Origin of the sequence: Microbispora sp. NPDC088329, assembly GCF_040685655.1 — a bacterium.
Classification (GTDB): Bacteria; Actinomycetota; Actinomycetes; order Streptosporangiales; family Streptosporangiaceae; genus Microbispora.
Genome location: NZ_JBFBIP010000015.1, coordinates 72,009 through 97,535 on the forward strand (window position 1 = coordinate 72,009; position 25,527 = coordinate 97,535).

A 25,527-nucleotide genomic window follows, 5' to 3' on the forward strand; every position below is an offset into this window, starting at 1 on the left:
GACGGCCTCACCGAACGCGTGGACGGCCTCACCACCCGAGTCGACGGACTCAGCGAACGCGTCGACACCCTCACAGTCCGAATGGACGGCCTCACCGAACGCGTGGACGGCCTCACCACCCGAGTCGACGGACTCAGCGAACGCGTCGACACCCTCACAGTCCGAATGGACGGCCTCACCACCCGAGTCGACGGACTCAGCGAACGCGTCGACGGACTCACCGAGCGGGTGGACGGCCTAGGAGAGCAAGTGTCCACATTGACCGAACAGGTCAACACGGTCAGCCGCCAGATGGACACCATGGCGGCGACCAACGCCGCGATGTTCAAACTGGTTCTGGACCGGTTGGACTCCCTGTCCGCCACGACACGGCCGACTGACCTGCGGAAACTCTCCGAGGCAGAGATCGACGGCAACCCCGCGCAACGCTCCGTCTGACGAAGCCCCACCTGCGGCCCTCGGTTCGCTGTCCCGGTCAGGCGGCGAACCGAGGGCCTTGGTGCGTCACCTGCGCTGGGTGGCCCACTTGCGGATCATCGCGATGCGCTCGCGGACCTGCTCGGCGGTGGCCTGGGCGATGGCGGGGCCGCCGCAGGCCCGGCGCAGCTCGGCGTGGATGACGCCGTGCGGCTGGCCGGTGCGGTGGTTCCAGGCGCCGACGAGACCGTTCAGCTCCTTGCGGAGCTCGGCGAGCTGCTCGTGCGGCGCGAGGGCCGGGGCCTGCTCCTCGCTCTTCTTGGTCTTGCGCTTGGCCGCCTGCTGGTCGGCCTGGCGCTTGCGCAGCAGCGAGGCCACCTGGTCGGGCTCCAGAAGGCCGGGCAGGCCGATGAAGTCCTCCTCCTCCGGCGAGCCGGGGGCGGCGGCGGTGCCGAACTCGCCGCCGTCGAACAGCACCCGGTCGAAGGTCGCGGAGGCCTCCAACGTCTGGAAGGGCAGCTCGTCGCCGAGCGCGTCGGGCTGCTTCTTCTCCTGCTGGGCCTGCTCGAGCAGCAGATCGTCGAGGCCGTCCTCGTCGCGACGACGGCCCAGCACGTGGTCGCGCTCTTCCTCCATCTCGCCCGCCAGGCCCATGAGGACGGGCACCGAGGGCAGGAAGACCGACGCGGTCTCCCCCCGCTTCCGGGCGCGGACGAAACGCCCGACGGCCTGGGCGAAGAACAGCGGGGTCGAGGTGCTCGTGGCGTAGACCCCGACGCACAGCCGGGGGATGTCCACACCCTCGGAGACCATCCGGACCGCGACCAGCCAGCGCCGGTCGGAGGTGGCGAAGTCCTTGATCTTCTTCGACGCGCCGGGGTCGTCGGAGAGCACCACCTCGGCGCCCTCGCCGGTCACCGTGCGGATGTGCCGGGCGTAGGCGCGGGCCGCCTCGTGGTCGGAGGCGATGACCAGGCCGCCCGCGTCGGGCACGCCCCGCCGCACCTCGGTGAGGCGCCGGTCGGCCGCATGGATGACCTGTCGGATCCAGTCGCCCTTCGGGTCGAGGGCGGCCCGCCACGCCTGTGAGAGCTGGTCCTTGGTCAGCGGCGTGCCGAGCGTGGCGGCGATCTCGTCGCCCGCCCGCGTCCGCCACTTCATCTCCCCCGAATACGCCAGGAAGATGACCGGGCGGACGACGTTGTCGGCCAGGGCCGGGCCGTACCCGTAGGAGTAGTCGGAGACGCTCCGCATCGCCCCCTCGCCGTCCTCGACGTAGGTGACGAACGGGATCGGGCTGTCATCGGACCGGAACGGCGTGCCGGTCAGCGCCAGTCGTCTGGTCGCGGGCTCGAACGCCTCACGGACGCCGTCACCCCACGATTTGGCGTCGCCGGCGTGGTGGATCTCGTCGAAGATCACCAGGGTCTTGCGCGCCTCGGTGCGGGCCCGGTGCAGCGCGGGGTGCATCGCGATCTGCGCGTACGTGACCGCGACGCCGAGGTAGTCGCGGGAGGTGGCGCCCTGGCTGTTCTTGAACTCGGGGTCGATGCTGATCCCGACCTTGGCCGCCGCGTCGGCCCACTGCCGCTTGAGGTGCTCGGTGGGGGTGACGATCGTCAGGGCGCGCACGACCCCGCGGCTGAGCAGCTCGCTGGCGATCCGCAGCGCGTATGTCGTCTTGCCGGCGCCGGGGGTGGCGACGGTCAGGAAGTCGCGCGGCTCACGGCTGAAGTAGAGGTCGAAGGCCTGCTGCTGCCAGGCACGCAGCTTCGGGGCGGTGCCCCAGGCGGCTCTGTCGGGGTAGGACGGGGAGAGGTGGGACGCGGCCGAAACGCTCAACGACGCCTCCCCGAACTCGTCAGCACACTGGTGTCTCTATCGGTTCGCTCCCTCACAGTGGATTCAGACTAGCCCGCCCGACCGACAGGACGTGCCCCGCACACGCAGGGTGGTCCGAAATGAACCGGTGTGGCACTGCACACATCGGGGTCACGGCTGCGCCCGCCACGGCCTCCTCCACTCGTCGTCGCGTCGGTGCCAATGCCCATGCTCCCGCTGGTCGCCGTACCCTGCATGGTCGGCATGCGGGCCCGATGACGAAAGCCGGGGCGGCAGACACTGGTAGTCGAACCGGCGACACCTCCGCCCCGTCCGTGTCCGCCGCGGACCGCGCGCGAACGTCCTCCGGTGTACGACGTGAACTCACGGACGGAAGTAAGCAGGTCTTGTGATCTGTCGCGGCGTGTGTGAAACGGATACCAAACGCCGGTGCCTCAGACGCACCAGGGCGGACAGCCCGGGGAGCCGAACGGTCTCCGGAGCTGTCCGCCCTGGTTGGTTACTCTGATGCGCCCATCAGAGCTGCGTCGCGTTGGTGCTGCAGTCGCTGCGGGTCAGCGGCAGCGTGCTCGCACCCGTCGTGGACGAGACACTGCAGTCGGTGCGGAGGATGGCGCCGTCCGCCCGCCGCACGGTGACCCTGAGCAGACCGGCGGGTGTTCCGGTCGTGGTCGCACCCGTCAGCACTCCACCGACGGCGGCGAAGGCCGCGCTCGGGGCCGGAGCCACGCTGATGTCGTAGTAATACCCCGCCGGGAACGCCGTCGTGAGGTCGACCCAGTTGGTGCCGTCGTGGACCCACACGTGCCCCCTGCGCGCCGACCCGGTGAAGGTCTCGGAGGCGGTCGGCGTGATGCCGGCGGCGCCAACGCCGAAGGCCGTGATGACATTGGTCGAGTCGAGGCGCGGGTAAGGCGTGTACGACCGCCCCCCGCCTCCCATCTGGCCAGTGGCAACCTGGCCGGTCGGGGCGGCCTTCGCCGTCGCGGTGGTGGCGCTCGCCGCAACGACGCCCGACAGCCCCACGGTCGCGCAGGTCACCGCCGCCGCGGCGGACCACATCAGCAGGCGACCGGCGCCACGCGAACCAGAGGCCGAGCTGCTCCTACGAGAAATCAATTTGATTTCCCCCCATGGTGAGAGAATTGGTCTTTCCGGGTCACCGCGCTTTCGTGCGATGCGACATTGAAGATACCTGTCAGGGGAAACGCGGGCAGCGAGCCACTTATTGGATATCGGCAAACAGATGTTACGCCTACCTCAAAGCCGCTCCAGCGACCCCACTATCTCCTCTTATTCGCTAGACATACGCCCGAGCACAGATCAACGCCCCTATATGGACATTCAGGCGGACATTCAAGTCACAGGGGTAAGCGGATATGCCGACCGGTCTCACGGTTGAGCTGCTATGTCCCGATGAAGGCCTCAACAGTGAGGACCAGACGGCTATTTCCGGACATCAGCGGGGGCCGTCGTACGGATGTGCGGCCGGATTCACGGCGCGTTCAGCGGGCTCCCCACATCAGGCCCTCGATTTCGGCGCGGGACCGCGGGTTGTCGGGATGGGCCAGCCCGAGCAGGACCGTGCTGCCGCCGTCGGGCCGGGTCAGCAGGGTCACCCGCATGAAAGCGGGCTCGTTCACCACGTCGGTGTACTCGGCCCGTACGGCACGCGTGTGTCCCGGGCGTCCGCCGACGGTCACCGCGTGGTCGTCGAGCACCTCGACCTTGTCGCCGTGCAGCAGCAGTTGCGTGTAGAGGTCGCTCAGGTCGATGACGGCCGAGCGCAGATTGGGCGGGTCCACCCGGTCGCCGGGCCGCGCCATGACCGTGGCGCTGTCCCCCCGCGCGGCGACGGAGGTGAAGCCGGTCACGGGTGCGACCACGCCCTCCCGCCACTCGGGCGGCAGCGTGTAGGCGACGCCGGCGATCTGATCGTGGATCACCGTGGGAGGCACAGTCTCGGCCCGGTGCAGGACCGTGACCACGACCGCGCCGATGACGGCGGCCGAACAGACCAGCGCGAGACCGCCGACGAGGAGGCGCTGCAACCAGCGCGGCATCCGGCGGGGCGGCGTGTCGGGCGCGCGATAACGCCTGCCCGAAGGGGGCAGGTCCTCCTCGGGCTCCGGGGACTCCAGTCCAAGAGAGGGCCAGACCGGACGGTCCGCCGAACGCCGCTCGGAGACCGGGGCGCCGTAGGGCGGGGTCAACCCGCCCCCAGGCTGGGAACGCGCCGTTTCCTCTCCCCCATCGCCCGGCAGGCGATACACACCGGTGAAGCCGTCCCCGGCACCACCCGTCGAAACGGGCCGCTCCGGTGAGCGTCTCGCCTCCCGGCCCGCCTCGCCCAGATCCGGCAGGTGATACGGACGGGTCGTGAAGCCTGCCCCGGAATCGGGACGCGCCGGTCTCTCCTCCGCCACATCGCCGCCGGGCAGGCGGTACGCACGGGTGAAACTTTCCTCGTCGTCGGAGTCCCGGCCCGCCTCCCGTCCGCCGTACGGGCGTGTGGGCCACTGCGGAGATGCGGACGGCGTGGACGACCGCGACGACCCTTCCGGGGCACCGTACGGGCGGGTGGGGGCCTCCTTGGACGGCGGGGACTCCTCCTCGGCGGGGGGCCAGACCCGGCGCATCCACTGGTCATCCACAAAGCCTCCCCGGGCGGCCTGGCCGGGCGCGCGTGGGACGGAACCGGCGAGTGACTCGCGCTCAGGGCCGGGCGCGGGGCTTGGTGACCATGAACGCTGCTGTGGAGTTACTCACACCCGCGCCGCCACGTCAACGGCTCACGACCGATTCGTCATCGCACCGCGTCTCCCCGCCGGTTTTTCATCGGCTCAAGCCTTCTGCCGCTCTTTCGTCACCCTGTGCTCCGCCGGCCGGCATCTGGCCGGTCGGCTCGTCATGCCCTTGGGCGGCGAGGCTCGGCACAGAGCCGTCCGCGGCGGCGATCTGAGGCGGCGGCGCGACCTCCTCGGGGTTCGCGGCGGCCCTCTGCAAGCCCGCGCCGGCTCCCTCCGGCGCCGGGCGGCGGTAGGCGTCCCACATCTCGTGGATGCGTACGCCCTGGCCCGCGGTGAACTCGCGCATGCAGCGGTCCTGGGCGTAGTCCATGAAGTTGTGGATCGGGTCGCCGCCCGGGGCGGGACAGGTGTCCTTCTTCGAGGGGCAGCCGTTCGTCGGGTACGCCTCGGCGGGAGTGTCGTCCACCGAGTCACCCGGAGCCTTGCAGCCGTTCTCGAAGGTGTGCAGCAGGCCGAACCAGTGGCCGATCTCGTGCACGGCCGTGAAGCCTCTGGCGAAGTCGCGCAGCGGCCCGCCGGGGACGCTCCGCCAGTCGATGACCACGCCGTCCAGCACGGGCTCGTCGTCGTACCAGTACGGGTAGGTGGAGTAGCCGAGCACGAGCCGGCTCAGCTGCGCGATGTAAAGGTTGAGCGTCTCGGGACCGCCGGCCCGCAGCTTCTTCTTCATCGGCTCCTCGAAGCCGAGAGGGTCGCGAAACCAGCTCCGGTTGTCGGTGTGGGTGATGCCCTTGAGCGCGAAGCGCACGCCGGTGTCGGCCCCGCCGTACCCGCCGGAGTAGGCGGTGTTGAGTACGGCGATCTGCCGGGAGACGGCGGCGTCGGGCAGGCCGAGCGCGTGGTCTTTGATGATGTGCACCCACACCGGCACGGTGATCCGCTCGATCGCTCCGGGAGCGCTCCTCGCGCCGTTCGTCCCGCTCCCCGGCCGCGAACCGTCCCCCGCCTGCGCCGTGTCTCTCAGCTCTGCGGTGTCTCTCAGCTGCGCGGTGCTGCCTCCCGGCTGCGCGGTGCCTCCCGGCGACGGCGTGCCGAGCCTGTGGGCCAGGTCGGCCGACATGCGGGCGACCTCGTCCGGCCCCGGCTCACGCGGCTCCAGCGCATGAGTCAGCGCATGAGCCGGCGTACGGCTCAGCACGCCCACGCCGTGCCGGCGCTGCGCGGCGGCGTGGCGGGTGAGGCAGGTGTCCGGGCGGGAGGCCGGCGATCCGCGCAGTCCGGTGCCGGTGAGACCACCGGTCGCCCGGGAGGCGGCGGACGCCGGGGCGGCGCAGGCGCCGCCCAGCGCGTGAAGGCATGCAAGGAAGACGGCGATGGGTCGCCGAACCATTCGTTCCCCCGATACGGCTGGTCAGAAGGCTGACCCTAGCCGCCGGGGAGGTGATGATCCCGGATCGACACTCACCGAGACCTCCGGAGGAAGCCCAGTCCATCAGGGCCGGGAGGGATCCGGACCCCGCAAGGGGTGGCCCGGCGGAGCCGGGACAACCCCAAGCGCGAAGCGCTCATCATTTGCTCCTTTCGCTGACCGGTCAGGCAAAGCGCTCGTAAAATGCGACATGCGTACGGCCTACAAGGTGCGGGTCTACCCCACCGCCGAACAAGCCGCGGTGCTGAACCGCACGTTCGGTTGCGTACGCCTGGTGTGGAACACGGTCCTGGCGTGGCGGCAGGCCCGCTACCGCGCCGAGGGCGCGACGACCTCCTATGCGCAGACCGACCGGCACCTGACCGAGCTGAAACGCGACGGCGGCCACGACTTCCTGTACGAGGTCTCCAGCGTTCCGCTGCAGCAGGCGTTGCGGCACCAGCACACGGCGTTCGTGAACTTCTTCGCCGGCCGCGCCAAATACCCGCGTTTCAAGTCCCGCCACGGCCGCCAGTGCGCGACCTACACCCGGTCGGCGTTCCGATGGAGGGACAGGCGGCTGCACCTGGCGAAGATGGACGGCCCGATCGCGTTCGTGTGGTCCTGGCCCGAGGTCGACCCCGCCACGATCGACCCGACGACGGTGACCGTCTCCCGGGACAGCGACGGCCGCTGGTACGCCTCCCTGGCAGTGGAGGCCGATGCCGATCCTGAGCCGCTGCCGTCCACCGGCAGCCAGGCCGGGATCGACCTCGGCGTGACCGACTTCGTCGTCCTGTCCACCGGTGAGAAGATCCCCAACCCTCGCCATCTGGAACGCAAGGCGCGCAACCTAGCCCGCTACCAGCGGCGCATGGCCCGCAAGCAGCGCGGCAGCGCGAACCGGGCCAAGGCCAAGGCGAAGGTCGCCCGCGCCCACACCAAGGTGCGGGACGCCCGCGCCGACTTCCTACACCGCACCAGCACGCGGCTGGTCCGCGACCACGACATGATCGTGATCGAGGACCTCAACATCAAAGGCATGGTTCACAACCGGTCCCTGGCACGGGCGATCTCCGATTGCGGGTGGGGTGAGTTCCGCCGCCAGCTCGAATACAAAACCCGGCGGTATGGCCGGCGCCTGGTCGTGATCGACCGCTGGTATCCCAGCTCGAAGACGTGCAGTGCGTGCGGGCACCTGCTCGCTCAGCTCTCGCTCAGCACTCGGACGTGGCAGTGCCCGTCCTGCGGTACCCGGCATGACCGGGACGTGAATGCCGCGAAGAACATCCTGGCCGCTGGTCGAGCGGTGTCCGCCTGTGGAGCTGATGTAAGTCCGCAAGGGTCCGCCCTTCGGCGGTCGGCGGTGAAGCAGGAAGCCCAGCCCGTGAGGGTGGGAATCCCCCGCCTTTAGCTCAGGCGGGGGAGGAAGTCAATCGCCGGACGGTTCGCCCTTGGGCAACCCCTCGTAGATCTCCTTGCACTCCGGACAGACCGGATACTTCTTCGGGTCGCGGCTGGGCACCCAGACCTTGCCGCACAGGGCCCGCACCGGCGCGCCGGTGACGTAGCTCTCGGTGATCTTGTTCTTGTCGGCGAAGTGCGAGAAGCGCTCGTGGTCACCGTCGCCGTGCGAGAGCCGGGGTGTTACGTCGCTCTCGGGAAGAATCTTCGTGCCGCTCACGGATACCAAGTCTACTGAGCGAGCGGGCGCCCCAGGCCCGGACGCGCGTACGGCTCCCGCCGGGATGGCGGGAGCCGTACATAAGGGAACGGACGTCAGCCCATGTGGACCGGGGCGCCCTCGGTCTTGCGGCCGGCCTTGACGAACAGGGCCAGGGCCGCCGCGACGAGACCGACCGCCGTGCTCACGACGAAGCCGAGCTGCAGGCCGTCCATGAAGGACAGGTGCGCCGCGTCGGCGACCGTCTTGGCCACCTGGGCCGGGAGCCCGGGCGGGGCCTGGCCCACCGACGCCAGGGCCTTCAGCCCCTCCATCTCCGCGGGCTTGACGGCCTGCGCCACCGGGCCGAGGTAGCCCGGCAGCACGTCGGCCACCTTGGCGGACACGACCGCGCCCAGGATGGCGGTGCCGAGCGCGCCGCCGACCTGCATGGCGGAGTTCTGCACACCGCCCGCGACGCCGCTCAGCTCCTCGGGCGCGTTGCCCACGATGATCTCCGTGGCGCCGACGAACACCGGCGACAGGCCGAACGCGAGCAGCACGAACGGGATCGCGGTGTCGGCGAAGGCCGCGTCGACGGTGAGCCGCGACATGAGGAACATGGCGATGGCGGCGATCACCATGCCGCCCGCGATGGTGATCTTCGGGCCGAGCTTGCCGATGAGGACGCCCGCGATGGGCGAGGCGACGATCATTCCGGCGCTCATCGGCAGCATCCGCAGGCCGGAGTCGAGCGGCGTGAGCCCGTGCACGCCCTGGAAGAAGAACGTGAGGAAGAACATCGCGCCGAACATCGCGAACGACATGAGGATCATGAGGACGGTCCCGATCGAGACCGAGGCGTTGCGGAACAGGCTCAGCGGCAGCAGCGGCTCGCTCGCCTTCGACTGCCAGAACAGGAACGCACCCCCGACGACCACGGCGGCGACGAGGAAGCCGAGCGTCTTGGCGTCGCCCCAGCCCCACTCGGGAGCCTTGATGATGGCCCACACCAGGGCGAACATCGCGCCGGACAGCAGCACGACGCCGAGCCAGTCGACCTTGGACAGCGTCTTGGCCTTGCTCTCCCGCAGCGCCCACAGCCCGAACACCAGAGCCACCACGCCGACCGGCACGTTGATGAAGAACACCGACTGCCAGCTCACGTTCTCCACGAGCAGGCCGCCGATGATCGGGCCGCCGGCGCTGGACAGACCGATGATCGCACCCCAGGCGCCCATGGCCATGTTCAGCTTCTCACCGGGGAACGCCGACCGGAGCAACGCCAGCGCGGCGGGCTGCAGCAGCGCGCCGAAAAGTCCCTGCAGCACGCGCAGCGCGATCAGCACGCCGATCGAGGACGACAGGCCGATGGCGAGCGAGGTCAGCGCGAAGCCGGCGACGCCGATGAGGAAGACCCGCTTGTGCCCGAAGAGGTCGCCGAGCTTGCCGGCGGTGATCAGGAAGACCGCCAGCGCGAGCAGGTAACCGCTGGTCACCCACTGCAGGTCGGCCAGTGTCGCCTTGAGTTCGACCTGGATGACCGGGTTCGCGATCGCCACGACCGTGCCGTCGAGCATGACCATGATGACGCCGAGCGAGACGGCGAGCAGCGTGAGCCACGGATGGCCCTGGCCCCGTCCTGGAGGCGCGTCGGCGTCCACCGCCGATACGGCTTGAGTCATGGAGGTTCCCCCTTAGCAACACTGAGTCGACTGCAGTAATTTATGTCAGTCGATGACAGATGACAAATCCTTTTATCCGACATACGGTGACAATTGAGGGTTTGTGAACCGGCAGTTTCGAGGAGGTGACCGCCGTGGGTCTGCGCGAACGCAAGAAGCAGCGGACGCGGGACGCCCTGATCGACGCGGCTCTCGACCTCTTCCTCTCCAGGGGGTACGAGGCGACGACGATCGACCAGATCGCGGCCGAGGTGGAGGTCTCTCCCAGGACGTTCTTCCGCTACTTCGCGTCCAAAGAGGACGTGGCACTCTCCCTGACGGCCGACGAGCAGGAGATGTTCCTCGCCGAGCTGGTTTCACGGCCGCCGTCGGAGTCGCCGTTCACGGCGTTGAGTCAGTCGATGCGCGCCATGCTGGGCATCCTACGAGAGCTCGACGACGCCGAGGCGGGCAGGATCCGCAAGGCCCAGCGGCTCGTCCACACCACTCCGCCCCTGCTCGCCGGCGCTATGCGGCTGATCAGGGAAAACGAGCGCAGGCTGGTCGCCGAGATGGCCCGCAGGATGGGCACGGCACCCGACGACCTGCACTCCCAGTTCGTCGTGTCGGTCTTCGTCGGCATCGGCCTGCTCTGCATGAACGAGCCCACGGAGGATCTGAGCGGTCTCGCGCGGCGATACGAGAGCCTGCTCACGCTGGCCGAGCGCTCCCTGCGGCCCGGCTGGGACCTGCCCGTACGCTCCGGCGCGGCGGGGCCGGCCTCCGCCGTGAGCTGACGCCTCGTCCTCGCTGCGGGCCGGGCCCAAGCGGTGCACCACCTGCACGGCCCTACAGCAGGACGACGCACCCGCGCTCACGCAGCGGCCGGACGCAGGCGGGAGCCTCGTCGAACTTGACCCAGCGCAGGTCGAGCTTCTCCAGCCGCGGCAGTTCGGCCAGCCCGTCGGGCAGCGAGGTGAGGCGGGTCGCCCGCAGGTCGAGGTGGGTCAGCTCCGTCAGGCGGACGACGGAGCCGGGCAGCCGTTCCAGCGGGTTGCCGCGCAGGTCCAGGTGGCGCAGCGCGCTCAGGCTCCCGATCGGCTCGGGCAGCGCGGTGAGGCGGTTGTTCTTGAGATGCAGCTCGCGCAGCCCGGTCAGGCGGCCGATCGTCTCCGGCAGCGCGGTCAGCCGGTTGTCGTGGACGCGCAACTCGTGCAGGCCGGTCATGCCGCCGATCGACGCGGGCAGCGCGGCCAGCCGGTTCTCCGCGAGGTTGAGATAGCCGAGCCCCTTGAGCCGCCCCAGCGAGGCGGGCACCGAGGTGAGCCCGTTGTCGCTCAGATAGAGATAGTCCGTCAGGCAGGGCAGGTCTCCGATCTCCGCGGGCACCTCGCGGAGCCGGTTGTGTCCCAGGTCGAGCATGCGCAGCTCGCGGAGCCGGGCCAGGCCGTCAGGAAGGCCGGCGATCTCGTTTTCCGCCAGGTTGAGCGACCGCAGCCGGGTCAGCCGCCACAGCGCGTCCGGCACCGCGGTCAGCGCGTTGCGCCCCACACTGAGGTGTTCCAGCGAGACGAGACGGCCCAGCTCGGGCGGGAGGGCCGCGATCCGGTTGCCGTAGAGCAGCAGGACGCGCAGCCGCTCCAGGCACCCGATCCAGCCCGGCACCGTCGCAAGCGCGTTCCCGTCCAGGTCGATGTGGCACAGCGTGGTCATGTCACCGAGGCCCGCGGGCAACGACGCCAGCCCCGCGCCGGGTGCCGCCAGGGCGACCGGCACACCACCGGCGAACCGTACGGCGCCCGAGGGCACCCCATCCAGCGCGGGTATGGCGATAGCGGGCGGCACGGACCCCGGCGCACCGACGCCGGCCACATCGAATTCGGACACGGCAGCCGACCCTACAGACCACCCGCCCTACCGTGGCACCGCCGTGACGGCAGGTGAACGTTTCATCGGTGTTTCAGGTCTCCGGTGAGCGCCCCGAAGGGAAGATCGCGCTGGTCCGATGGCTCGTGCAGCAGAACCGGTTCAGTGGAGGCGTGCCCGCCGATGACCGCGCCGGAGCCGTCTCCTGTACGGCCCCGAGCCTCCCCGCCTATGGTGCGTTCGGCGCTCCCACCGGCGCCGATCCCCCAGCCGAGGTACAGAATGAAAACTCGTCTCATCGCCGCGGGCGCGGCCCTCCTCGCCCTCCTGATGTCAGTGATCGCGATGACCCAGAACGCGCAGGCCGCCACGGGACTCCACGTCAGCGGCACGAAGATCCTCGAAGCCAACGGAAATCCGTTCATCATGCGGGGCACCAGCCACGCCCACACCTGGTATCCGAGCCAGACGAGCTCGTTCGCGAACATCAAGTCCCTGGGTGCGAACACCGTCCGCGTCGTGCTGAGCGGCGGCCGGTGGACGGCCAACTCCGCGAGCGACGTCTCCAACGTCATCGCGCTGTGCAAGCAGAACCGGTTAATCTGCGTGCTCGAGAACCACGACACGACCGGCTACGGTGAGCAGAGCGGCGCGTACACGCTCGACCAGGCGGTCGACTACTGGGTCGGCCTCAAGAGCGTGCTGACCGGCCAGGAGAACTACGTCGTCATCAACATCGGCAACGAGCCGTACGGCAACAACAGCCCGGCCGGCTGGACCAGCGCGACCAAGAGCGCGATCGGCAGAATGCGGGCCGCCGGGTTCCAGCACCTGCTGATGGTCGACGCGCCCAACTGGGGTCAGGACTGGCAGTTCGTCATGCGCGACAACGCCGCCTCCGTCTTCGACAGCGACCCCCAGAAGAACACCGTCTTCTCGATCCACATGTACGGCGTCTTCGACACGGCCGCCGAGGTCACCGGCTACCTCCAGGCGTTCCAGACCGCCGGTCTGCCGCTGGTGATCGGCGAGTTCGGCAACATGCACTCCGACGGCGACCCCGACGAGGACACGATCATGTCGCAGGCCCAGTCGCGTGGCGTCGGCTACCTCGGCTGGTCGTGGAGCGGCAACGGCGGCGGCGTCGAATACCTGGACCAGGTGACCAACTTCAACGTCGGCCAGCTCACCTCGTGGGGCCAGCGGCTCTTCAACGGCGCCAACGGCATCAAGTCGACCGCCAAGGAGGCGACGATCTACAGCGGTCCGCAGGTGAGCCCGTCGGCCAGTCCATCCGTCTCCCCCAGCGCCTCTCCCAGCGCCTCTCCCAGCGCCTCTCCGAGCGCGAGCCCGTCCCCGAGCGGCGGCGCCAAGGGCTGCTCCGCGACCTACAAGGTCACCAACCAGTGGGGCGGCGGCTTCCAGGGCGAGGTGACCGTCAAGGCCGGCTCCAGCGCCATCACCGGCTGGACCGTGACCTGGACCTACGCCAACAGCCAGACGATCACCCAGACGTGGAACGCCACGGTGACGTCGAGCGGCTCGTCGATCACCGCCAAGAACGTGAGCTACAACGGCGGCCTCGGCGCCGGAGCGTCCGCCTCGTTCGGGTTCCTCGGCTCCTGGAACGGCACCAACTCGGTGCCGGCGGTGAGCTGCACCGCGAGCTGAGACGCGGCGTGTCACCACGACCGGGCGCGTTCCCCGCGCCCGGCCTCCGCGTGCCTCCGCGCGGTCCCGGCGGGGTCGCCGGGGGGATCAGTTGAGCAGGGGGTCGTCCGGGAAGGTCGCGACGAGCGCGAGATCCCCCTTCTGCCTGCGCAGCACGGTGCGCCACAGCGTGGCCGGGTCCGGATGGAAGGTGTCCCCCGGATCGGCGTCCACGACGTACCAGGCGCCCTCCTGGAGCTCGTTGTCGAGCTGTCCCGCGGTCCAGCCCGCGTAGCCCGCGAAGATCCGCATCTGGGAGATCTCCCCCGCCAGGATCTCCGGGGGCGCGTCGAGGTCCACCGTGCCGAGGCGTGAGACCGCGGCCCTGCCCTGCAGCCGGCGCCAGCCCAGCGGCTCCTCGCCGCTGAGCACGACGGCCAGTGCGAGCGCGCTGTCCGTCTGCACCGGCCCGCCCTCGAACAGCACCGGAGGACCCGTGACCAGGGCGTCCCAGGAGGGTAAGACCTGGGTCACGGCGATCTCGCTGGGTCTGTTGAGCACTACGCCCAAAGTGCCGCCGTCCTCGTCGTGCTCCAGGACGAGCACCACGCTACGCCGGAAGTTGGGGTCGTCGAGCAGTGGCGTCGCTACAAGCAACCCGCCGACGTAGATCGCTTCCGCCATACATCCCATCATGAGGGAGGATCGCGGATTCGGGTACGCCGACCCCGGTTTGCCGCGCCATATCACTTACGGTGGTGAAGGAATCACGGTGCGAGAGCTGGCGACAGCCTCCGGAGAGCGCAGGGGAAGACGAGGACGCCGACCGGCCCCCGCGGAGATTCCGCTGGTGAGCGGACCGGCGGAAGCCTTGCGGCGACCGGCTTCGGCCGAGGTGGCCGGCCCGCTACGCCTCGGTGAAGCCGCGCGGCCTGCCCCCGGCCGACTCCCGTACGGCCGCCGCCACCGCGTTGGCGACGTCGGGGTGGAAGACGCTGGGGATGATGTAGTTGGGGCCGAGCTCCTCGCTCGTCACCACGGCCGCCAGCGCGCGGGCCGCCGCGAGGAGCATCTCCTGCGTGACGCCGTCCGCCTGGGCGTCGAGCAGGCCGCGGAACACGCCCGGGAACGCCAGCACGTTGTTGATCTGGTTGGGATAGTCCGACCGGCCCGTGGCCACGACCGCCGCGTGCTCGCGTGCGTCGTCGGGAGAGACCTCCGGCTCGGGGTTGGCCAGCGCGAACACCACCGCGTCCTTCGCCATGGCGGCGACGTCGTCCCCGGTGAGGATCCCCGGCGCGGAGACGCCGACGAAGACGTCGGCGCCCTTGACCGCGCCGCGCAGGTCGCCGCCGTACCCCTCCTGGTTGGTGTGCTCGGCGATCCACCGCAGCGAGTCGTCGAGGTCGTCGCGTCCGAGGTGCACCGCCCCGTGGTAGTCGCAGACGACGACGTTCCTCGCCCCGGCCGCCAGCAGCAGGCGCAGGACGGCGGTGCCGGCCGCACCGGCGCCGGCCAGCGCGATCCGCACCTCGGAAAGCTCCTTGCCGACCACCTTCAGCGCGTTGGTCAGCGCGGCGAGCACGCAGATGGCGGTGCCGTGCTGGTCGTCGTGGAAGACCGGGATGTCGAGCAGCTCACGCAGCCGGCGCTCCACCTCGAAGCAGCGCGGCGCCGAGATGTCCTCCAGGTTGATGCCGCCGAAGCCCGGCGCGATGGCCCGCACGGTCGCGACGATCTCGTCAACGTCCTGCGTGTCGAGGCAGATGGGCCAGGCGTCGATGCCGGCGAACCGCTTGAACAGGGCGGCCTTGCCCTCCATCACCGGAAGCGCGGCGGCGGGGCCGATGTTGCCGAGGCCGAGGACGGCCGAGCCGTCGGTGACGACGGCGACGGAGTTCCTCTTGATCGTGAGGCGGCGGGCGTCCTCGGGATTGCGCGCGATCGCCAGGCTGACCCGCGCCACGCCGGGGGTGTACGCCATCGACAGCTCGTCGCGGTTGCGCAGGGGGACCTTCGACTGCATCTCGATCTTGCCGCCGAGGTGCATGAGGAAGGTCCGGTCGGAGACCTTGTGGATCGCGACGCCCTCGACCGCGCCGAGACTGTCCACGATCGCCTGCACGTGGTCGGCGTCCTTGGCGGCGCACGTCACGTCGATGCGGAGTTTCTCGTGACCCGCGTTGGTCACGTCGAGGGCGGTCACCACGCCGCCCGCGTTCTCCACCGCGTGGGTGAGCAGGCTGACCGCCTTGCCCCCTGCGGGCACCTCGAGGCGCACGGTGATCGAGTAGGACACGCTGGGCACGGTGGCCACGTCTATCCGCTCCTTTGCGGGGTGATGCCTGGCCGTGCTCGCCCGGCTGCTCCAGTGAGGCGCGGCCTCCGCGTGGCTGCCACGCTCGTGCATCCGGCTGGACGGCTCATGGGTGGTATCCATCGTGCCACCACCAGCAGGGTGTTTCAGCCGGACCCGTGTTCCTCGCGTCGCGCGCCGTGCCGGGCCCGCGCGCCGCCGCCCCGGCGGGGCCGGGCGGGCGCGGGCCGGAGCCGGTCAGAAAAGCGCGCTGGCCAGAGCCCTGCGGGCGCGCGTCACCGAGTCGTCGTCGGCGGGCAGCGCGTCGAACAGCCCCAGCAGGTGAACCCGCGCCTTGTCCCTGTCGGCGCCCCTGGTGCGCCGCACCAGCGCGACGAGCCGGTCGAACGCCTCGTCCACCTGGCCGTTGACCATCTCCAGGTCGGCGGCCTGGGTCTGCACGTCCACGTCGTCGGTGTTCTCCGCGGCCCGGCGCAGCACGTCGGCCGGGTCGAGGTCCTGCGTGCGCCGCAGCAGCCCGACTCCCGCCAGGCCGATCTTCGCGATCTCGTCGGACGGCGACCTCGCCAGCAGGCGCTGGTACGCCGCGGCCGCGGCGTCCAGGTCGCCCTTCTCCACGGCCTGCTCGGCCGCCAGGAGCTCGGGGTCGACCGGCGGCTCGGCGGGCTCCCCCTCGGCCGGCGCCACCTGCTCCACGCCGAGCTGCTCGAACACCTGCGACAACGCCTGCCGGAGCTGCGCCTCCGGCAGCGGGCCCTCGAACAGGGGCATGAGCTGCCCCTGGAAGGCCAGGTAGACGGTGGGCACCGCGCGCATCCGCAGCGCCTGGGCGAGCTGCGGGTCGGCCTCCACGTCCACCCTGGCCAGCACCCACGCGCCCGCCGCCTCCGCGGCCAGCTTCTCCATCACGCCGCTGAACTGCCGGACCTGCTCGGCCCTGGTCACCGTCGCCTCGACGATCACGGGAACGCTCAGAGAGCGCTCCACCACGTCGGCGTTGAAGGTGGCCGAGGTCACCTCGATGACCTCCGCCGAGGCTGCTCCGGACGGTCCGGCGGCCTCACGCCGCGCCTGCGCCTCGAGTGCCTGCTTGCGCGCGCCGAGGTCCACGGCGCCGTAGAGCGATCCAGGTCGAGAGAACTCCGCTGCCATACCCCCAATCCTGCCGTACGCGCCGGCGTGATCCGTGCGATCCCGCCACGTACGTTCGCGATCGGGCCGCCTCGGCGGCTCGCCGTAGGGTGAAACGGCACGATCGCCACAGGAAAGAGGCAGGGCATGGCAGTGGAACGCATCGGTCCGCCGAGCATCGCCGGTGAGCGCGAGATGCTGCGCGCGTTTCTCGACTACCACCGCGCGACGCTCGCGCTGAAGTGCGACGGGCTCTCGGACGAGGAGCTGCGCCGCAGGTCGATGCCGCCGTCGACGCTCTCGCTGCTCGGCCTGGTCAGGCACATGGCCGAGGTCGAGCGTGCCTGGTTCCGCCGGGTGATCGGCGAGGAGGACGTGCCGCTGGTCTGGTCGGAGGAGGGCGACTACCAGGTCGCGTACGACGCGACCGGGGCGACCCGCGCGGAGGCGTTCGCGGCCTGGCAGGCGGAGGTCGAGCACTCCCGCCGCATCGAGCGTGCGGCCGAGTCGCTCGACGTCACCGCCTACGCGCCCCGCTGGGGCGAGGAGGTGTCGCTGCGGCTGGTGATGCTCCACATGATCCATGAGTACGCCCGGCACAACGGACACGCCGACTTCCTGCGCGAGGGCGTCGACGGAACCGTGGGCGTGTGAGACCGCGCGCCACCGGTTCGCCGGAGCGGCGGCTCTTCAGCCGGCCGGGCCCTGCGGTCCTGCGCTCGGCACGGAAATCGGCTCCGGTCCGGCGCTCACGGGCCTGTGTGTCGTCGGTTGGGTGTGCGCAGCGGACACTTGGGTGGGCTGAGCGGACAGACGCCCGATACCGGCATCATTCCGGCATGACCTCGAACCACACCCGGCCAAATCCCACGGGGCCCAATCCCACGGGGCCCAATCCCACCGGACCGGATCACACGGCGCCCAATTTCATGGAACGGGATCACATTTGGGACATGGACGAGTTCGTCCACGCCGCCGAGGTGACCGTGCGCGAGCTCGCCGCGTACGTGCGGGAGAGCCAGGACGGGACGGCGCCGGTGATCCGCCGCAGGCCGCCCGCGGAGCTGGCCGGACGGCTCGGGCTCGCCCGCTGGATCCGGGAGGGCGGCATGACCCCGGACGCCTACCGGGAGTGGCTCGGCGCCTATCTCGCGGAGGGCACGCGGCTGCACCACCCGGCCTACCTCGCGCATCAGACGGCCGCGCCCGACTTCCCCGCCGCGCTGGCCGACTTCGTCCACGGCGCGATCAACAACCCCATGGCGGTCTACGAGATGGGGGCCGCGGCGGCGACGGTCGAGTTCGAGGTGCTGCGCTGGATGCTCGGCACGGTCGGCTTTCCCGAGGGCGGCGGCGTGCTCACCCACGGCGGGTCGCTGGCCAACCTGACCGCGCTGCTGGCCGCGCGGGCCGCCGCCGCGCCGGACGCGTGGACCGAGGGCGTGCCCGGGGATCTCGCCCTCCTCGCACCGCCGTCGGCGCACTACTCGATCAGCCGGGCGGCGGCGATCCTCGGCCTCGGCGAGCGCGCGGTCGTGCCGCTCGACGTGGACGAGCTGGGCAGGATCGACGTGGCCCGGCTGCCCGAGGGGCTCGACCGTGCCCGGCGGGCCGGTCGCCGGCCGATGGCCCTGGTCGCGGCCGCCTGTGCCACCGGCACCGGCCTGTACGACGACCTGCGGCCGATCGGCGAGTTCTGCGCCGAGCACGGGCTGTGGTTCCACGTCGACGGCGCGCACGGAGCGTCGGCGCTGCTCAGCGAGGAGCACCGGCACCTGCTCGACGGCGTCGAACTGGCGGATTCGGTGATCTGGGATGCCCACAAGATGTTGCGCACCTCCGGCCTCGCGGCCGCCGTGCTCGTGCGGCGTGAGGGCGACCTTGACGCCGCGTTCCGGCAGCGGGCCAGCTACCTGTTCTACGGCGACCAGGGGTTCGATCTGATCGGCAGGACCGTGGAGTGCAGCAAGGCCGCGCTCGGGCTCAAGATCTTCCTCAACCTGGCCTGGCGGGGCGAGCGGGGGCTCGGCAAGCACGTGGCGCGGCGGTACGCCACCGCGCACCGCTTCTGGGAACTGGCCCGCGAACGGCCCGGCTTCCACTGCCCGTACGAGCCGGAGAGCAACATCGTCTGCTTCCGGTACGGCGACGGCGACCAGGCCGTCATCCGCGAGACCCTGCTGGAGGAGGGCTCCTTCCACCTGACCTCGACCGAGCTCGGCGGCGTACGCCACCTGCGGGTGACCGTGATGGCCCCGGCCACCGACGACAAGACGCTGGAATCCCTCCTCGACCGCATCGCCGCCCTCGCCTCCGCCTGACGTCTCACCTCCGCGGTCACCCGCGAGCGTCAGGCCGGTGGGTCGCCGTCAGACGCCGACGCGTATGTCAGCGGATGACGCCGAGCCCACATGGCGATCCGGGCTCGCGGCTCGGGCCGCACCGCACCCGAACCGCGCCACCGAGCCGGAGGCGCGGCGGATGGGAGGTGCGCTCAGAAGGCGGCGGGCTCGGCGTAGGTGCCCCACTCCTCGCGCAGCACGTCGCAGATCTCGCCCAGGGTGGCCTCGGCCCTGACGGCCTCCAGCATGGGCGGGATCATGTTGTCGTCGCCCTTGGACGCGGCCCGCAGGGCGGCCAGCGCCGCATCGACGGCCCCCTGGTCCCGCGCCGCGCGCCGCTCGGCCAGCACCCTGCGCTGCTCGGCCTCGACCTCGTGGCTGATCCGCAGGATCTCCAGCGGCTGCTCCACGGTCCCGGTGTGGCAGTTCACGCCGACGATCCGCTTGTCGCCCTTCTCCAGCTTGCGCTGGTAGTCGAAGGCCGACTCGGCGATCTCCGACATGAACCAGCCGTCCTCGATGCCGCGCAGGATGCCGGCGGTCATCGTGCCGTCGCCGCCCATCTCCCGGATCCTCGCGAAGATCTTCTCCGCCTCGGCCTCCAGGCGGTCGGTCAGCGCCTCGACGTACCAGGAGCCTCCCAGCGGGTCGACGACGTTGACGACCTCCGTCTCCTCCATGATCACCTGCTGGGTGCGCAGGGCGATCTCGGCGGCCTTCTCCGACGGCAGCGCGAGCACCTCGTCCAGCGCGTTGGTGTGCAGCGAGTTGGTGCCGCCGAGCACGGCCGCCAGCGCCTCGATCGCGGTGCGGACGATGTTGTTGTCCGGCTGCTGCGCGGTCAGCGACACCCCCGCCGTCTGGGTGTGGAAGCGCAGCCACTGCGCCTTCTCGGTGCGCGCGCCGTACACGTCGCGCATCCAGCGGGCCCAGATCCGCCGGGCGGCGCGGAACTTCGCGATCTCCTCGAAGAAGTCGATGTGCGCGTCGAAGAAGAACGACAGACCCGGCGCGAACACGTCCACGTCGAGGCCGCGCGACAGTCCCAGCTCGACGTAGCCGAAGCCGTCGGCCAGCGTGAAGGCCAGCTCCTGCGCGGCCGTGGCCCCCGCCTCGCGGATGTGGTAGCCCGACACCGACAGCGGCTTGTACGCGGGGATCTCGGCGGCGCAGTACTCCATCAGGTCGCCGATCAGCCGCAGGTGCGGCTCGGGGGCGAACAGCCACTCCTTCTGCGCGATGTACTCCTTGAAGATGTCCGTCTGGAGCGTGCCGTTGAGCTTCCCCACCGGCACGCCCTGCCGCTCGGCCGCGACCACGTACATGCAGAAGATCGGCACGGCGGGCCCGCTGATCGTCATCGACGTGGTCACCTCGCCGAGCGGGATGCCGTCGAACAGCAGGTCCATGTCGAGGGCCGAGTCGATCGCCACGCCGCAGTGGCCCACCTCGCCGAGCGAGCGGGGGTCGTCGGAGTCGCGGCCCATCAGCGTCGGCATGTCGAACGCCACCGACAGGCCGCCGCCCCCGGCGCCGAGGATCATCTTGTAACGCTCGTTGGTCTGCGTGGCGTTGCCGAACCCGGCGAACTGCCGGATGGTCCAGGGACGGCCGCGATACCCGGTGGCGTACAGGCCACGGGTGAAGGGGAACTCGCCCGGCCAGCCGATGCGCTCCAACCTGGGATCGTCCCCGGGCGGGCCGTAGACGGGGTCGACCTCCAGCCCCGACAGCGTCCGGAACTCGCGGTCCCGCTTGAACGCGGCGTCGTACCGCGCCTGCCAACGGGCCCGCCCCGCCTCGATCGCCGCCGCGCTCACCTCGGCGCTCGTCGCCTCCGGCTCCATGCACCCTCCCCGGATCTCACTCTTCGAGAAAATACTAGGACGTCCTACTAAATTCGGCCACCACCGTTCTCCGGACGCTTCAGGACCGACCGGGTCACCTCTCCCGACGTCATGTCACACGTTGGTCGCGATCTGTCACGGAGCGTTGACAGGGCGTTGGAATCTTCAAGCATGGGCAGCGCCCCTGAAGTCCACACGGAGGTGGATGTGAAGCGTTTGACAGTAGTCGCCGCGACCGCGGCGACGGTGGCGGCAACGCTTGCCACACCGGCGCAGGCCGAACCGGCGGCCCAGACCGAATACGTGGTTCTGTACAAGGAAGGCGCGACCGCGGCGGACGCCCGGAAGGCGATCGAAGCGGCGGGCGGCAGCGTGCTCACGGTGAACACCGAGGTCGGGCTGGCCACGGTCGGCACGACCAACGCCGACTTCGTCAACGCCCTCCACAGCGCGGCGGCCGTCGAAGGGGTGGCCCGCAACCAGGCGGTCGGCAGCGCGCCCGGCGAAGCCAAGGCGTCCGCCGCCGCGAAGAAGGCCGTGGCGCGGGCCGCCAAGAACAACGCCGTGGAGAAGGACGGCCGGGGCGGCAAGCCCTTCACGTGGTGGCGCAACGTCAAGGACGAACCGCTGGCCGGCCTGCAGTGGGACATGAAGCAGATCCACGCGGACCAGGCCCACAGGTTCGAGCAGGGGGACAAGCGCGTCCTCGTCGGCATCCTCGACACCGGCGTCGACGGCTCGCACCCCGACATCGCGCCGAACTTCGACCGGAGGCTGAGCCGCAACTTCACCGTCGACCTGCCGGCGGACGCCAACGGCACCGAGATCGACGGCCCCTGTGAAAGCGACCCCGACGGCTCCTGCACCGACCCGAACGACGTGGACGAGAACGGCCACGGCACCCACGTCGCCTCGTCGATCGCCTCGCCCATCAACAAGCTGGGCGTCTCGGGCGTCGCTCCCAAGGTGACGATCGTCAACCTGCGGGCCGGCCAGGACTCGGGCTACTTCTTCCTCCAGCCCACCGTCGACGCCCTCACCTACGCGGGCGACATCGGCGTCGACGTGGTCAACATGAGCTACTACGTCGACCCGTGGCTGTTCAACTGCGCCGACAACCCGGCCGACAGCCCAGAGGAGCAGGCCCAGCAGCGGCTGTACGTCGCCGCCACCCAGCGCGCGATCGACTACGCGCACGCGCACGGTGTGACGGTCGTCAGCGCGGCCGGCAACGAGGCGATCGACTACACCAAGACGAACGTCGACACCGCCAGCCCCGACTTCGCCGGTGTCCCCGGCCAGGCCGCCAGGTCCCGGACCATCCCCTCGTCCTGCGTCTCGCTGCCGAGTGAGGCCGAGCACGTGATCTCGGTCTCCTCGACCGGCATCAGCAAACGGAAGGCGTACTACTCCAGCTACGGCGACGGCTACGTCGACGTGGCCTCCCCCGGTGGCGACGTCTACGACACCACCGGCAACACGAGGGACCTCACAAAGGCCACGCTGGCGGCGTACCCCAAGGCGCTCGCCGTCGCCAACGGCGAGATCGACGAGAACGGCGACCCCACCGTCGACTACGTCGTGAAGGACTGCAAGGGCTCCGTCTGCGGCTACTACCAGTACCTGCAGGGCACCTCGATGGCCTCACCTCGGGCGGCCGGCGTCGCGGCGCTGATCGTCAGCAGGTACGGCAAGCACGACCGAGCCCACGGCGGCCTGACGCTGGACCCCGACAAGGTGGAGGCGATCCTCGAGGGCACGGCCACCAGGGCCGCCTGCCCGAACCCGCCCGCGTTCATCTACACCCGCACCCTGCCGAGCGGCTCCACCGTGACCACCACGCACACCTGTGAGGGCGGCCCGTCCGGCAACGGCTTCTACGGCAGGGGCATCGTCGACGCCCTGCGCGCCGTCGGCCGCTGACGCCCCCGGGCCGGTGACGCACCCGTGCGGTGTGCGTCACCGGCCCACCCGGGCGGCGCGGACGCGGCGCGGATCACGAACCGCCGAGGTAGGCGAGAACGGCGGCGACCCGGCGGTGGATGTCCGGGCTGGTCTCGAGCCCCAGCTTCAGGAAGATCGAGTTCACGTTCTTCTCCACGGCGGAGATCGACAGGGACAGCGCCCGCGCGATGCCGCCGTTGGACCTGCCGGCCGCCATCTCGCGCAGCACGTCACGTTCCCGGGGCGTGAACGCCTCCCGCTCTCCCCGTACGGCGCGGCGCGCCAGCAGCCCCTCCACGACCTTCGGGTCGATGACCGAGCCGCCCGCGGCGACCGAGCGGATCGCGCCGAGCAGTTCGTCGATGTCGCCCACCCGATCCTTCAGCAGGTACGCGAGGCCCTCGGTGCCGCCCCTGAACAGCTCGAAGGCGTAGATCGAGTCGGCGAACTGCGACAGCACGACGACGCCGACGCGGGGATCGGCCGCGCGGACGCGGTGGGCGGCGTCGATCCCCTCGAACCCCGGCCGCCATCCCTCGCCCGGCATACGGATGTCGGTGACGATCACGTCGGGTTTGAGCCGCCTGGCCGCGTCGACCAGTTCCGCCGCGCTTCCCAGCGCCCCGACGACCGCGACCTCCCCCGAGCTCTCCAGCAACTGCCGGGTGCCCTCCCGCACGAGGTAGTGATCGTCGGCGACCAGGGCGCGCAGCCTGGACCCGGAGACGGACCCGGCGGTGGACCCGAACGCGGACCCTGCGGCGGGACGTTCAGGCATTGGCGGTCACCCAGGCGCGCACCCGCGTTCCCTCTCCGGGCCCGGCCGTCGTCTCCAGTCCTCCGCCGAGCGCCGCCATGCGGTCGGCCAGCGTGGCCAGTCCGCGGCGTGGCACGGCCCGGGGGTCGAACCCCGTCCCGTCGTCGGTCACGGACGCCTGGAGCCTGCCGCCGTCGTGCCGGAGCCGCACCTCGATCCGCGACGCCCCCGCGTGCTTGAGCGCGTTGGCGATCGCCTCGCTGACCACGAAATACATCGCTCCCTCGATCTCGTCCGGGAACCTGCGGGTGCGCAGAGCCGGATCCGCCGTCACGATGGTCGGGACGGGCAGGCCCGAGCACCGCCCCTCGACGGCCTCCACCAGCCCGCCCTGGCTCAGTACGGAGGGATGGATGCCGGCCGCGAGGTCCCGCAGGTCCGCCAGCGCCTGGCGGGCCTGTTCCCGCAGCAGGGCCAGGGACTGTGTCCCGCCGCCCGTCGCGCGGGCCAGTTCCAGCCCCGCGATCAGCGCCACCAGCTGCTGCTGCACGCCGTCGTGGATGTTGCGCTCGATCCGCCGCCGCTCGGCCTCCTGAGCGTTAACCAGCCGGGCGGCGAGCGCCGCGCTGCGGATCGCGAGCCCGACCGGCACGGCCAGGGCCGCGAGCAGCCGCCGGTCGTCGCGGGTCAGCCGCCCCGCCACCTTGGGCCCGCAGCTGATGCGCCCCAGCCCGGCCGGGACCGTGAGCACGGCCTCGCCCCGCTCCTCCCCCGCCACGACGCGGGTGCCGTCCGCGAGCTCGACGGCGGCCCACCGGGCGTCCAGGCCCGCCCGCACCGCCTGCGCCAGCCTGCCGAGCTGCTCGACCGGCTCGGCCTCCTCCAGATCGGGGCCGAGGCGGGACAGCAGCTCGTCGACCGTCGGGCGGACGTCGAAGACGAGATACAGACGCGAGCCCCTGACGCCGACCCTGATGTCGAGCAGGTCGTGCCGCAGCACGGCGGCGCCGATCGCGGCCGGCAGCGCCCCCACCACGCCCAGCACCCCGACGACGTCGGCGGCGCCGTACGTCTCCGACACGCCCGCAGCCGCGATCACGACGAAGGCGCCGAGGTTGGCCAGCAGGCCCGCCACCATCCAGCCGAGCCGGCCCCGCTCGGGCGGGCGGCTGCGCCACAGACGGATGAGAAGGCCGCCCAGCACGACCAGCGCCAGCAGGAAGGCGGCCAGCTGGCCGACCGTCGCCAGCAGCACGGCGACGAGACCGAGCGGCCCCCGCAGCCCGAAAGGGCCGGCGTGTACGACCCCGTCCGGATAACCGCCGGGCATGAACAGGACGCCCAGCCAGTGCGCCGCGATCGCCGCGACCGCCATGACCGCGACGACGCGCCAGCGCCGTGACGGCAGCCTCCCCTCGGGAAACAGGAGCGGCACGAACACCCACGACAGTCCGTAGAAGACCGGGAACGCCGAGCTCAGCACGGCGGCGACGACGACCGGCCAGTACGGATCAGGACCGAGCCGGAGCAGCAGGCCGACACCGAGTCCGCCCAGCCCGAGACAGTCCGCGGCCGCCAGCAGCAGCCAGCCGTAGGCGTTGTCCGGGCGCCGGGCCGCGATCAGCCAGCCGAGAGCGGGCAGGGGCAGGGCGATCGCGATGAACACCCACTGCGACGCGGGGGCCGGCAGCCCCGTCTCGAGCAACGCGCCGGCGACGATCCCGGCGGCGGCGACGGCGGTCATGCCCGCCGCGAGCGGGCGGGCCGCTGCCGTGGACTTCATGGCAGGCATCCTGACGGGCACGCGCGTCCACCGTCTATGAGGTTGTCCTCACATTCGGTGCGGCTCCCCGCAGTCCGCAGGCCGGGGGTTCGCAGGGTGTCGGGGCCAGGCGGTGATCGTTAGCGTGAAATCGCATGGACGCCCAG

19 protein-coding genes and 1 pseudogene are annotated in these 25,527 nt (G+C 70.8%); 7 read left to right on the plus strand and 13 right to left on the minus strand.

The genetic code is table 11. From position 1 onward, the window contains the following. Positions 1–438 (plus strand): annotated as a pseudogene (locus AB0O28_RS25705) (hypothetical protein); the annotation flags it as partial. Between the two features lie 66 nt (positions 439–504). Here the strand turns inward: AB0O28_RS25705 and AB0O28_RS25710 are convergent. The 4 genes from AB0O28_RS25710 to AB0O28_RS25725 all read right to left on the minus strand — a co-directional run bounded on the left by AB0O28_RS25710 (position 505) and on the right by AB0O28_RS25725 (position 6,399). Next, positions 505–2,259, minus strand: a complete 1,755-nt coding sequence (locus AB0O28_RS25710) for a DEAD/DEAH box helicase (protein WP_363644310.1) — start codon at positions 2,257–2,259, stop codon at positions 505–507. Between the two features lie 516 nt (positions 2,260–2,775). Continuing rightward, positions 2,776–3,378 (minus strand): hypothetical protein, encoded by a 603-nt coding sequence (locus tag AB0O28_RS25715; protein WP_363644312.1) that lies wholly within the window; start codon positions 3,376–3,378, stop codon positions 2,776–2,778. A 386-nt stretch (positions 3,379–3,764) separates the two neighbouring features. Further along, the gene (locus AB0O28_RS25720) at positions 3,765–4,913 is read right to left on the minus strand and encodes a hypothetical protein (protein ID WP_363644314.1); all 1,149 of its coding nucleotides are present in this window, start codon (positions 4,911–4,913) and stop codon (positions 3,765–3,767) included. 181 nt (positions 4,914–5,094) lie between these two features. Continuing rightward, positions 5,095–6,399 (minus strand): zinc metalloprotease, encoded by a 1,305-nt coding sequence (locus tag AB0O28_RS25725; protein WP_363644316.1) that lies wholly within the window; start codon positions 6,397–6,399, stop codon positions 5,095–5,097. 229 nt (positions 6,400–6,628) lie between these two features. On the opposite strand from AB0O28_RS25725, the gene AB0O28_RS25730 reads away from it, so the two are divergent. Beyond that, positions 6,629–7,831 carry an RNA-guided endonuclease TnpB family protein gene (locus tag AB0O28_RS25730; RefSeq protein WP_363644318.1) on the plus strand — a complete coding sequence of 401 codons (1,203 nt, stop codon included), beginning with the start codon at positions 6,629–6,631 and terminating at the stop codon, positions 7,829–7,831. An 18-nt stretch (positions 7,832–7,849) separates the two neighbouring features. Here the strand turns inward: AB0O28_RS25730 and AB0O28_RS25735 are convergent, their stop codons facing one another. Both AB0O28_RS25735 and AB0O28_RS25740 read right to left on the minus strand, forming a co-directional pair. Continuing rightward, complete coding sequence (locus tag AB0O28_RS25735) at positions 7,850–8,110, minus strand: DUF3039 domain-containing protein (RefSeq protein ID WP_363644319.1); 261 nt, start codon at positions 8,108–8,110, stop codon at positions 7,850–7,852. Positions 8,111–8,196: 86 nt separating this feature from the next. Beyond that, positions 8,197–9,765, minus strand: a complete 1,569-nt coding sequence (locus AB0O28_RS25740) for a DHA2 family efflux MFS transporter permease subunit (RefSeq protein ID WP_363644321.1) — start codon at positions 9,763–9,765, stop codon at positions 8,197–8,199. A gap of 125 nt (positions 9,766–9,890) precedes the next feature. Between AB0O28_RS25740 and AB0O28_RS25745 the strand changes: the two genes are divergently transcribed. Beyond that, the gene (locus AB0O28_RS25745) at positions 9,891–10,541 is read left to right on the plus strand and encodes a TetR family transcriptional regulator (RefSeq protein ID WP_363644323.1); all 651 of its coding nucleotides are present in this window, start codon (positions 9,891–9,893) and stop codon (positions 10,539–10,541) included. Positions 10,542–10,593: 52 nt separating this feature from the next. Here AB0O28_RS25745 and AB0O28_RS25750 read toward each other — a convergent pair whose 3' ends face one another. After that, a complete protein-coding gene (locus AB0O28_RS25750; RefSeq protein ID WP_363644325.1) occupies positions 10,594–11,631 on the minus strand; it encodes a leucine-rich repeat domain-containing protein in 1,038 nt (345 codons plus the stop codon). Between the two features lie 261 nt (positions 11,632–11,892). Here AB0O28_RS25750 and AB0O28_RS25755 point away from each other — a divergent pair, with 261 nt between their 5' ends. Beyond that, positions 11,893–13,281: a cellulase family glycosylhydrolase gene (locus AB0O28_RS25755; RefSeq protein WP_363644327.1), complete on the plus strand. Its 1,389-nt coding sequence runs from the start codon at positions 11,893–11,895 to the stop codon at positions 13,279–13,281. A gap of 87 nt (positions 13,282–13,368) precedes the next feature. On the opposite strand, the gene AB0O28_RS25760 is transcribed toward AB0O28_RS25755, so the two are convergent. From AB0O28_RS25760 to AB0O28_RS25770, 3 genes are all read right to left on the minus strand, one after another. After that, positions 13,369–13,944, minus strand: a complete 576-nt coding sequence (locus tag AB0O28_RS25760; protein WP_363644329.1) for a YqgE/AlgH family protein — start codon at positions 13,942–13,944, stop codon at positions 13,369–13,371. Positions 13,945–14,167: 223 nt separating this feature from the next. Further along, the gene (locus AB0O28_RS25765; RefSeq protein WP_363644574.1) at positions 14,168–15,577 is read right to left on the minus strand and encodes an NAD-dependent malic enzyme; all 1,410 of its coding nucleotides are present in this window, start codon (positions 15,575–15,577) and stop codon (positions 14,168–14,170) included. 237 nt (positions 15,578–15,814) lie between these two features. Further along, complete coding sequence (locus AB0O28_RS25770) at positions 15,815–16,729, minus strand: tetratricopeptide repeat protein (protein ID WP_363644331.1); 915 nt, start codon at positions 16,727–16,729, stop codon at positions 15,815–15,817. A gap of 126 nt (positions 16,730–16,855) precedes the next feature. Between AB0O28_RS25770 and AB0O28_RS25775 the strand changes: the two genes are divergently transcribed. After that, entirely contained in the window at positions 16,856–17,362 is a 507-nt protein-coding gene (locus tag AB0O28_RS25775; RefSeq protein ID WP_363644333.1) for a DinB family protein, read from the plus strand. Positions 17,363–17,661: 299 nt separating this feature from the next. Next, positions 17,662–19,029, plus strand: a complete 1,368-nt coding sequence (locus AB0O28_RS25780) for a pyridoxal-dependent decarboxylase (protein ID WP_363644335.1) — start codon at positions 17,662–17,664, stop codon at positions 19,027–19,029. A 173-nt stretch (positions 19,030–19,202) separates the two neighbouring features. On the opposite strand, the gene AB0O28_RS25785 is transcribed toward AB0O28_RS25780, so the two are convergent. Continuing rightward, positions 19,203–20,897, minus strand: a complete 1,695-nt coding sequence (locus AB0O28_RS25785) for a methylmalonyl-CoA mutase family protein (RefSeq protein ID WP_363644337.1) — start codon at positions 20,895–20,897, stop codon at positions 19,203–19,205. Between the two features lie 207 nt (positions 20,898–21,104). Here AB0O28_RS25785 and AB0O28_RS25790 point away from each other — a divergent pair, with 207 nt between their 5' ends. Next, entirely contained in the window at positions 21,105–22,820 is a 1,716-nt protein-coding gene (locus AB0O28_RS25790; RefSeq protein ID WP_363644339.1) for a S8 family serine peptidase, read from the plus strand. 73 nt (positions 22,821–22,893) lie between these two features. On the opposite strand, the gene AB0O28_RS25795 is transcribed toward AB0O28_RS25790, so the two are convergent. Both AB0O28_RS25795 and AB0O28_RS25800 read right to left on the minus strand, forming a co-directional pair. Next, complete coding sequence (locus AB0O28_RS25795; protein ID WP_363644341.1) at positions 22,894–23,619, minus strand: response regulator transcription factor; 726 nt, start codon at positions 23,617–23,619, stop codon at positions 22,894–22,896. Next, complete coding sequence (locus tag AB0O28_RS25800) at positions 23,612–25,381, minus strand: histidine kinase (protein ID WP_363644343.1); 1,770 nt, start codon at positions 25,379–25,381, stop codon at positions 23,612–23,614. Before AB0O28_RS25800 ends, AB0O28_RS25795 begins: the two co-directional genes overlap by 8 nt. Between the last annotated feature and the right edge of the window lie 146 nt (positions 25,382–25,527).